The 10,190-nt window shown below is 53.5% G+C and carries 9 protein-coding genes and 2 pseudogenes; 7 read left to right on the top strand and 4 right to left on the bottom strand.

Annotated elements, in window-relative coordinates; genetic code table 11:
• The 3 genes from BSG09_RS19325 to BSG09_RS19335 all read left to right on the top strand — a co-directional run.
• Window positions 1-332, top strand: a 332-nt coding sequence (locus BSG09_RS19325; RefSeq protein ID WP_139246289.1) for an IS66 family transposase, incomplete at its 5' end; no start/stop codon positions are given.
• 16 nt (window positions 333-348) lie between these two features.
• Window positions 349-1,209: a CRISPR-associated protein Cas4 gene (locus tag BSG09_RS19330; protein WP_394328135.1), complete on the top strand. Its 861-nt coding sequence runs from the start codon at window positions 349-351 to the stop codon at window positions 1,207-1,209.
• Window positions 1,210-1,398: 189 nt separating this feature from the next.
• Window positions 1,399-1,821, top strand: a complete 423-nt coding sequence (locus BSG09_RS19335) for a hypothetical protein (RefSeq protein WP_139246290.1) — start codon at window positions 1,399-1,401, stop codon at window positions 1,819-1,821.
• An 18-nt stretch (window positions 1,822-1,839) separates the two neighbouring features.
• On the opposite strand, the pseudogene BSG09_RS19340 reads toward BSG09_RS19335, so the two are convergent.
• A pseudogene (locus tag BSG09_RS19340) lies at window positions 1,840-2,193 on the bottom strand (zinc ribbon domain-containing protein); the annotation flags it as partial.
• Between the two features lie 33 nt (window positions 2,194-2,226).
• Entirely contained in the window at window positions 2,227-3,426 is a 1,200-nt protein-coding gene (locus BSG09_RS20515; RefSeq protein WP_139246291.1) for a hypothetical protein, read from the bottom strand.
• A gap of 248 nt (window positions 3,427-3,674) precedes the next feature.
• Between BSG09_RS20515 and BSG09_RS19355 the strand changes: the two genes are divergently transcribed.
• Window positions 3,675-4,493 carry a helix-turn-helix transcriptional regulator gene (locus BSG09_RS19355; RefSeq protein WP_092936048.1) on the top strand — a complete coding sequence of 273 codons (819 nt, stop codon included), beginning with the start codon at window positions 3,675-3,677 and terminating at the stop codon, window positions 4,491-4,493.
• A gap of 403 nt (window positions 4,494-4,896) precedes the next feature.
• On the opposite strand, the gene BSG09_RS19360 is transcribed toward BSG09_RS19355, so the two are convergent.
• A complete protein-coding gene (locus tag BSG09_RS19360) occupies window positions 4,897-5,358 on the bottom strand; it encodes a hypothetical protein (protein ID WP_139246292.1) in 462 nt (153 codons plus the stop codon).
• Between the two features lie 240 nt (window positions 5,359-5,598).
• Between BSG09_RS19360 and BSG09_RS19365 the strand changes: the two genes are divergently transcribed.
• The 3 genes and pseudogenes from BSG09_RS19365 to BSG09_RS19375 all read left to right on the top strand — a co-directional run.
• Window positions 5,599-7,101, top strand: a complete 1,503-nt coding sequence (locus BSG09_RS19365) for a transposase (RefSeq protein ID WP_092936057.1) — start codon at window positions 5,599-5,601, stop codon at window positions 7,099-7,101.
• A 123-nt stretch (window positions 7,102-7,224) separates the two neighbouring features.
• A complete protein-coding gene (locus BSG09_RS19370; protein ID WP_092936059.1) occupies window positions 7,225-8,970 on the top strand; it encodes a transposase in 1,746 nt (581 codons plus the stop codon).
• A gap of 201 nt (window positions 8,971-9,171) precedes the next feature.
• A pseudogene (locus BSG09_RS19375) lies at window positions 9,172-9,717 on the top strand (transcription initiation factor IIB); the annotation flags it as partial.
• Window positions 9,718-9,777: 60 nt separating this feature from the next.
• On the opposite strand, the gene BSG09_RS19380 reads toward BSG09_RS19375, so the two are convergent.
• Window positions 9,778-10,190: hypothetical protein (locus BSG09_RS19380; protein ID WP_254799215.1), on the bottom strand; the 413-nt coding region annotated here is incomplete at its 5' end.

Here is a 10,190-nt window from a genome sequence, read left to right on the forward strand (position 1 = left end):
GGGCGGAGGCGTCGTTACATCTGGAAGGCCTGATCAGGGAAGACTACGAGGCACAGGAGGTCAAGAAGCTGATCGAGAAGATCAGGAACGGGTTAGGGCACTGGCTGACGTTCGTTACAGAGCCAGACGTCGATTCGACGAATAATCGCGCAGAGCGCGCTCTGCGCGAGCAAGTTGTGCTGCGGAAGATGTTCCGGACCCTCCGCTCAGCCGAAGGGGTCCAGATTCACGAGACGATCACGACCATGCTAGCCACGTGGAAACGACGAGGACTTGATCCGCCTGAACAGCTCCAGTCCATCCTCGGTGGACAAGAACTCAGATTAGGATGAGAGGCATCACTGGCCGGTGAATCCTGGTCACGCTATCCAACTACGTACGCAGTTTGAGGAACGCATTGCCGTGCCGTATCTCCAAGCGGTTGCTACAACCGACGAGACGTACGTTCGGAATTCGATGTGGATCGACGTGAACATCGACGTCGGCGACGAAACCCTCCGATTGAAGGGAACGACGGACCCGGTGATCACTGACGCCGACGGCGATCCGCTACTCGTAACAGAGATCAAATCGACATCCTCGCTTGACCACCTGTCGAGTCCGAAACCCCACCACAAAGCGCAACTACACGCGTATCTATACGGGCTGACACGAGAGTACGACTACACGATCCATGACGGATTGGTTCTCTATGGCTCTCGGAAAACGATGGATGTGAAGGCCTTTCACGTCCCGTTCGACGAATCGTTCTGGATGGATACGGTTGTTGGGTGGATGCAAACCCAAACTGAATACCGAGACGCAGAATGTCTGCCACCGGCTGACCCGAGCTTTGGCTGGGAATGTGACTTCTGTTCGTATCGTAACCGTTGTGGACAAGCTGATACGCCGTACTTGGACTACGGGCCTGTCGGATTGCTGCCGGTGTTCACGGGGTATCGAGAGGCCCAGCTCGTCGAGTATCTCGACGCGTATGAAGCGGCTGGTGCGAAGCTCACGCCGACCTTGGCCAACGAGTTTCCGAAACTGGCTTCCGAATACGGGAACTACGACTGGCACTGCATTGGCTGCAATTCCTCGTTTGCTTGGGATGCCGTCGACGTAAATGATTCAGACGACCCACCCGTTTGTCCAATCTGCATCGAGAAGGGTGATTTCGTCACGCTCAGCGGCCCTGAACCAGACGACCAATTGCAGGGCGGGGGATAGACATTAAATTCTGACGGGGATTTTCAACTGCTACGTTACGCGTTTTGAACGAGAGCCCACTGACAATCCTTGGGACTTGATGCTGGGGGCGTTGTTGAATACTATCACATTAATTACGGTCGATCTATGTACAGAGACTACGTTATCGTTGGCATCAACATTTAATTGTCTCCATGTTAATCAATGAGTATGGTCCACTCCCACCGCCTCTCAAACCGCCCAACATTGCCAGTATTAAGCGGTACAATAATCTCCATATTGACGGTTTTGCTACTCACCGTGATTTTTCCGGTGTACAATTACGGTCCAACCCCGATAGGGGAGTTAGTTTGGTTCGGTATCGGGATGTTCTTTATCGTGACAATTCCAATTTACTTATTCCAGAAGTACGGTGTCATCTCTTCGCTCATGGTCGCGCTCGGGTCGTTTTTAACCGCAGTTGCCATGACTTGGCTTCGCATTGCAGAAGCCGCTCAAGCAGGTGCTGCTCTGAGTGCTGGGCCGACTGTTCTATACCTGTATTTATTCTTCTGGCTACTCCCACTTGCTATTGCCCTCGTTGTCGGCGGAGGAGAGTATCTTTTGCGACAGGGCTGGAATACCAGTCGATAGGAAGTGAACTACGCTGCCCTACTCAACCGTTGAAACGGTTTCCTTGAGGACAGCGCTTCCTGCTTCGGTGACGCAACTTGCATCCACAGCAACGGAACCGCTTCCATCGGTAGACACAGCGGTCGCAGCCTCCACAGGCGTTGATTCGGAGTGAACCACTCCTACTTCTACTAACCCGCGATGAAGAATATTCGCAGCTGCATTGAAGTCCCGATTAGCCGTGTACCCGCACACTGGACACGAATGCGCCCGCACCCACAACGGTTTCTCCGTCTCCACACCACACGACGCGCACTCCTTCGTCGTCCCTGATGGATCAACCTGGACAACGTGACACGCATGCTTCTCAGCCGCGTGATCAAGGAATGCGACTCAGCACCCAATTGGTTAAAGACGGGAAGGGATCTATATATACGTGTATCCCTGATCTTCCTCAATGTGCCATGCAGCTGTTCCGAATACCTTTCCCGCGGCAAAGGGATTCGGATCTCGTCCGTTACAGACACCAGCGACCGCGACTTGATCGTGACCAACTTGTTGATATGCAATGGAGCCGCTGTCACCATCGTCGAACGAGTCATCAGCACCCCACTTCAGTTGGTGTGGGCGATCACTACATCCGACGTCAACTGGCCCAATATATCCGTTTGCAGCCTCGATCACACCGCTTGTCTCGCAAGTTCGCACACCACGTTTTGTCAACTCTTCTTCGGCTGCGATCATGTCCTGAAGGGCGTCTTGAGTGAACTGCATAACTATTGTCAGGTCGCTTAGATTGCCACCAGAACTAGCTAAACGGCCTGCGGGTGTGTGTCCGTTAACCGGCTCAGCAACAACAAAATCATCGGTGCAGTAAGATTCGATGATATCGCCAATAGCGTCATCTTGGTCCTGATTGTATAGCATTCTATCAGTTGGATCTTCATCTTCTCCTGCAAACACGTGCTGGCACGTTGAGAAGTAGGTGTTCCCATTTTTGTGAAGAGCACCACCCAACGTACAGTATGAATTATTCTCTGCTCGTTCCATGTCGGCACCTGCTGGAACATATTGCCCGTAATCGTATTCATAACATCCCAACTCGAACGTTCCCGTTTCGAATACCTCAACCGGAACATTATCGACTTCTGCCGGGATTTGTTCACGTGCTTCTTGAGATGTGAGGCCATCTGGACGTTCGGCGATCCCTACTCTGATTCGCGGTCCTTCCCCACCGTGCATTGGTGGTCGAAGAGTGACTTCGTTAACAAACGGCTGTTTTTCGAATGCAGCCTCTTGCCGGGCTTTCTGTCCTCGTCTAAGCGATTCGAGCCAATCACGCGAAACCTCTTTGGTCTCAGTAACTAACGGGGTCGTCGGATCACCAAGCGTTTCCCGTTTAAGCGCGTAATCGATTTCTACGTACCTTCCATTGCCGGTATCCGCACGGCTTGATCCGACTACCGAGAGCCCAAATGCTCCAACGCCTACAGACCCTATAGTTCCGAGGATTGTTCGTCGTTTGACTGTTGAAGATTCATTTTTCACTGGTTTTTGCTGTTTGATTGTGGATCTTTCATTGTCTGATTTCTCTGTTCCTCCATCCACAGGAGTTTCTTCATCCATGGTGTGTCACCACATCACTTACTTCACCACAGATTGCATTTGTTCTACTGATTCGGAAAATAACGAATAGGTCGCGGCTTTACGAGAAGTAACTACCCCCTACCAAACTCACGCTTTTAAACTAAAGTATACCTATGACTCTAAGTGCTCATTGCTAAGGCCGGTGCAGATCGCCCCGGTATCTATTACGACACCAACATTCCGTAGGGAAGAATTAAGTTGAAGAACCGTTATGTTTTACTAGTGCTATGTCTCCCCCTGATCCCAAAGACATCGCCACTGTCCTCCTCAAACGCTACGAGTGCCTCCAAACACTCGTCAATAAACCCCAGACCAAACCCAAACTCGTCGATACACTTGACATACCTCGTTCCACACTTGATGATGTCGTTCGGGAACTCGAACAGGCAGATCTCGTCGAATACAGGGATGGGAACTGGCATCCCACACACTCAGGCCGGTTAGCCTGTCACGCACACCGCGACTACCTTGACCAGCTCAACAGCCTTGGCGATGTTTCGTCAGTGCTTGATTCCACGCACACTGATGAGGACATTAGTTGGGCGTTTATCGACGATGCGGACACTTACGAAAACCATTCAAGTATCCAGGATGCCGTGATGACCAAGCTCCTGGACTTTGCCGAAGTAGCGACTGAGATTCGTGTTGTAACACCAAATGTCGTTGCCGGGTACGCTGACCAGTTCTACCAAAGCGGGACCTCAGGACAAGATGCCGCGTTTGAGATGATCATTCCCCCAGAGATCCATACGTGGTTTCAATCAACGCATCCGTCAGTAGCGGCAGATATACTGAACGATCCGAATGTGGACATCTTGCATGCTCCTATCCCGTTCTCGTTCGGGCTCTCGATCTTCGATCACGACCGCGCAGGGCTCACCATTTTCACTGAGAAAGGTATCGCTGGCCTGCTAGTCAACGATACCAACGACGCACTCGCTTGGGCTGGGGAACAGTACGAGCGCGTGAAACAGAATGCAGATCCGATCCTCCTTCGGGGAGGCTCTGCCAGAAGTCGAGTGAATAGTTCACCAGATCGGTTCTGACCAGAATTTTGGTTGCGAGTGTTTGTTCACTCATACCGTAACAGATGCGGGTAGGCCGACATCCCATAAAAGGACGACGGGCTTGTCGAGTTGCTCCCCGTGTTCACAGGGTGTCGAGAAGATCAGTTCGTCAAGTATCTTGATACGCACGCTGACGCGGGCGCAAAGTTAACTCCGGTGCTGCTTAGCGAGTTTCCGGAACTCGCTTCCGAATACGGAAGTTACGACTGGCGTTGTGTTGGCTGCGGCTCTACGTTCGCTTGGGATGCTGTCGAGGGAGATGATTCAGACGACCCGCCCGTTTGTCCGGTGTGTATCGAGAACGGTGAATTTGTCACGCTCAGTGGTCCTGACCCGGTTGACCAGTGAGTCGAGGGGTGGTGAATAATTCCGGTCAGGGTCGCTAGCCGCCGCCAATCAAGAACTTGCCGTATTTCTCGTTCATCTCGTCCGTTCTCGCTTTCATCTGTGCAAGGAGACTGTCCACTTCGCCATCGAATTCGTGTTGTAATTCTCGAATCCGTTTTTGAATTCTGACCAGGTCTGTTTTTTGGATCTCTTCTCGAATCACTTCCCCTCGATCCGTCAGTTTCCAGTACTTCCGTCCCTCGTCGTCTTGCGTCCGAATCTCAACTTCAACCAGGTCTAACTCGTCTGCCTGATCGAGCCTGTCTCGGAGGGTAGCTGAGCTCATGTCGAGCGTTTGGTCTAAGGTCACGAATCGTTCCGCGCCGGTCGCTAGCTCGTCAAGTAGCATGACACCCCCGGCTTTACTCAGGAAATCCTGAAGTTCGTTTACAGTGTCTTCGTCGAAGACATCGGGCATGGGAGGTTCGTCAGACTGCTCGTAGTCGTGGCTATCCATCGCGCTTTGCAGTGTTTGTAACAGGGTAATATAAATGTGGAGCCGATTCATTCTAAAGTGCTAATTTAGACTGAAGTACTATTTCGGAATAGTGCTGTAGTTCTCTGCGATGCTGGTATTCGTTTTAAAAACTTCTCAGGGCTTCTAGTCCCTTGTGAACCAATATTGAGTTGGCAGTTCCGGAAACCACACCCGCTCGAATTTGGTTCGGGGTGAAGTATCGAGATCTGCCGACAACCCATGACGATACCAGACGAAAACTCTGAACCGGCTCGTACAGACCGACCATCACGCGACGAAATCGAGAACGTCCTTGAACACGTCCGTGACGCGCTCGGATTCCACGATGACCACGTTGCTAACGATGTCACCCCGAACGCAGGAGAAACCTCCGGAGAAGGCGTTCAGTCAAAGCCACGAACGGCTATCGATAGTTTCGCGTCTTCTGTTGAAGCCGCGATTACCGCGCTACGCGCAAGTGGCTCGTCCAGTGAACCGCTCACGGTTGCGATAGATGTCACGGAGTTCGACGCCGGGTACTGGTCCGAGACGGTTGATCCGACGGCAGAGGACTACGATGGCCGGGAGGAACCTGCGGCACGGCAGTCGAAATTCGCGGTCATCTCGGCAGTCAGTACCCCAGTTCCTGTTGTTCTCGGGATCGAACCAGTGGAGAACCCCGGAGTTCACGACCAGTCTGAACATCCACGCTTGGCTGACGTCGTTGGATCGCTCCTAAACCAGGCTACCCAGCACGTCGAGATTGACACGGTCCTCGCTGACCGCGGATTTCACTCCGCAGGGATTATCGCTGCGATTGAACGCCACGATCTCACGTACATCATTCCCGCGCGACCGCACCCGTTCGTGCGCGGGGTCATTAGTGAGGTTACGGCTCACAGGTCACCTGACTACGCAGTTGAGCGCGACGTCACTGTGCCTATCGTCGATCAGCCGTACTTGACGAACTTCGTGCTGGTTCGGGAGGAATCTACGCCTGGAGGTTACGTCGTCTTCCTGACCAATGGCGAGCTGTCTGATTATGAATCGGGAGCGATCTCGGAGCGCTACAGGCGACGGTGGTTGATCGAGAATCAAGCGAAAACGTTCCGAACGAGACTCGAAACGAAATCCCTCCCAGACGAGTTGCAGTGCCAAGACTGCCTGGCTGCGGTGGCTGAAGTCAACGCATACTCACTCGCCAACCACCTGCTGAAAGAGACGTCAACCCAACTCACCGGCCGGTACGTGCTGAGGTTTGACCGCTTCCTGCAAGCCCTCTACGCCACGCAGTCCAACTCCGCAAAGACACCGTCTCCCGCCGAGACGGAGGAGACGCAGTCTGCCCGCCGGGATCACGAAGAGATCGTGGCGTCCCTCGCTGAACAAGCAACGAATCTCTGTCAAGACCACGATGACCTTGCTGACGTCATCAGCGGCCTTGAGATTGAGGACGACTGGTTCACTGGGTACGCTCAGCCAGCGACCGCGACGTACGATCTTGAAATAATCGTATCACTGTTCCTGTACAAGCACGCGCGTGGCCTGTCCACAGCTGGCCTTCTAGACCAGCTTGAAAAGGAAGACAACGGCACCACGCCGTTCAGTCTCCAGCAACTCCCAGCAGCATCGACACTCAGCCATAGCTGGCGGAATCGATTCCGCCAGCATGAGCGGTGGGTGATCACGGACGCCGCGGACCGTATCCGGCACATCTACGCTGACCATCAGGAGCCACGCTAACCCCGAGGCTGTCCCTCGATTCCCCGCCCCTCACGATATGACCCCCACTGACACCCGACTGGGACGCTCCACGCCGCTCCCAGCCCGCTGGCACGCGACGCGGTCACCCACGAGTAGCTGACCATGCCACGTGACGATCCCGCAGTCGCAGAGTCCATCGTCGTGCACGCAGAGACGCTCTGTGAGCGCGAGGACCACCTGTGGGACGTCATCAACCACCTTTCCATACCCGTAGACCTCCTCACCGATCACCGCGACCAAGGTAAGGTCGATTTCGGAACCGAGGAGATGGTTCGCGCGCACCTCTACAGACTCATCCGTGGATTTTCACAAAACGAGTTCGCAACCGAACTCGGTAAAAGCGCAAGTTTAGTCAAGAGCTTCAACTTCCAAATCAGAAACTTAGAAAACGCGCCCTCCCAGCAGGACCTTTCATACGCGAAGTGCAGTTTCAGCGACGATACATGGGAGATCATCGAAGAAGCGGCCACGGCCATCAGGCGGGTCGCAGTTGAATACGACGTCATCTCAGAGTACCTCGTCCCATCACCACCAGAAGATGAAGGCGAGACCGAAGAGGAGCGTCAAAAATCCAACCGTGAGCACAAGCGAGAGAGTACACAGAAGGCGGTAAAGTTAGCCAGGAAGCACGCCCTTCCCGAGTTCGTCACTGGTCGCGCCTCGAATCGACAGTACGACGATATCGAGATATTAGACCAGTTCGCACGCACCAGCGCAAAGAACGGGAGTGCTCATGCAGAAGGTGAAATTGGGTATCTTCTCAACGACGATCTCACCTGCCACGGGTCAACCTTCCTTCGTGCAATCAAACTAATCGCAACACCCGACGACGATTCCATGCAGCTCACCCTCGACTCGATATTCGAGGAGAATCGCATGCCGAGGATCGATGCGATCCGTGATGAGGTCATGAAGGCATTCGACGGCGCAACGGATAACATCATCAACTCGATCCGTGGCGATGACCCGTTCGACGAGCGGAAAACCATTGCTGCGATTGACATCACCGATGATCCGTTCACGGTGAGTCCCTGGTTGGACAGAGACGAGGAAATCCCGAAGCCGGACTACCCGCGGATGATCAACGGGTATGTTGACGACGACCCGAAGAAACAGGGATACAAGTACGCGACGATCACGCTGGTCGGCGATAACGCACCGATCATTCTCGGTGTCGAACCGTACAAGCAAAACTCAAAATGGGAAGAAGACGATGCGCCATCATACCCGAAAGGCGACCTCGTCGAACGATTACTGGATCGAGCGCAGGAATTTGTTGATCTCGATGAAGTGTTGCTGGATCGCGGGTTCTATGCGAATGATGTGTACGCGGCTATCGAAGATCGCGGGTTAACCTACACCACTCCGGTCCCGAAATACACTGATGAGTACGAGAACATTGAGGACATCAAAGCCATGGATGATGCCGACATGGCTGTCGAGCCAGACGTTGGGTTCTGGAAGGACGGGGAACTCCAACACAAGGCTCACTTCTTGTACGTGCCGGTGAAAGCTGATGATGCGGATGGGAACTACGCGGTGTTCGTGACGAACCGCGACAGCGTCGATACCGCTGGAGAGATCAAGCACGTTGTGAATCAGTACCGGCGAAGATGGGACATAGAGAACCAGTATAAGACTATCGTGGAGTATCTCCCGCGGACGTCTTCGACTGATTACCGCGTGCGGCTCACGAACTTCGTTCTGGCAGCGCTGATCTACAATCTATGGCGGTTGACTGATTACCTGATCAAGGTCGCTATCGACATGGATGTGCGAGCACCACCAGTGCTGACCGCGAAGACGTTTGCGAACGTGCTGGGTCAGTACTTGCTACGGTTAGGGTAGCGATCTCGCGTAGGTTTCGGGGCTACATTTCCTGAGCGACAGCTGTTTTTCGACGTCGGTAATTTCACCCCTGAACTACCAGTTTTAGAATACTTCTGAGCCGGGGTACGGCCGCCACTTAAATTACGACATCTGGTAATCGTATTTAATTGCCAGCTGATTGTCGCTCATTTGTAGCCGATCTATATTCGAAAAATCTGTTCGGAAATCGATCGCATGGCGTCGGCACTCGGTGTCCCCCGTTCTGTCCGGGAGGTCGCCTCCGTGATCTATCGACAAGCGCTCAGCAATGACTTGATTCGTGGACGGTCTATCGAGGGCGTCGCCACGAGCTGTCTCTACGCTGGCTGTCGCCAAGAGGGGATTCCGCGGAGTCTTGAAGAGGTGACTGAAGTCTCTCGCGTTGGGAAGAAAGAAATCGGGCGCACATATCGCTATATCGCCAAGGAACTCTCCCTCGAGATGAAACCAGCCGACCCCAAAGAGTACGTCCCACGGTTTTGTTCTGACCTCGAGGTGAGTGAAGAAGTGAAGATGAAGGCGATCGAAATTATCGATGAGTCTACTGAACAGGGCCTGCTTTCAGGGAAGTCGCCAACGGGATTTGCGGCAGCAGCCATTTATGCGGCATCACTCCTCTGTAACGAGAAAAAGACCCAAAAGGAAGTTGCTGAGGTTGCGCAGGTGACTGAGGTTACCATTCGGAATCGGTATCAAGAACAGATCGAAGCGATGGGTCTCAACTGACACTGAGGCTAAGGAAGAAATACACCACTGCTACGAAACGACTGACTCCTGCCAGACCGGCTACTCGTTGGCCGCGAGCTCGCCGAGAACACGGTCACCGAACGCAAGCACGAGTACTGCGCCGACCAGATCGAAGACAATGTCCAAGAACGTGTCTTTCCGGCCGTACGTGACGAGTATCGGCTCGAGATCCAGGCGTTTCGCCGTTGCGTGAATAGCATACTCGATGGCTTCCCAGACAAGCCCGAAACTAATGACGGCGGCAACGACTCGTGGGCCAGGATCGCGCCCCTTCCTGCGACTGACCACATAGACGATTCCGGCCAGAATCGACGAGGAATGTGCGTGTGTAAGGTGATCCCACCACCAGACGTCGTCATAGGGACCGAGCATGCCGACAGCATGAGTAACCATCGCGGTGTTCACGTAGGCTCGCTGCCACGGCTGGAGTTTAACACCATACGCACGCGTGA

This window comes from Natrinema hispanicum (assembly GCF_900111485.1).
Lineage (GTDB): Archaea > Halobacteriota > Halobacteria > Halobacteriales > Natrialbaceae > Natrinema > Natrinema hispanicum_A.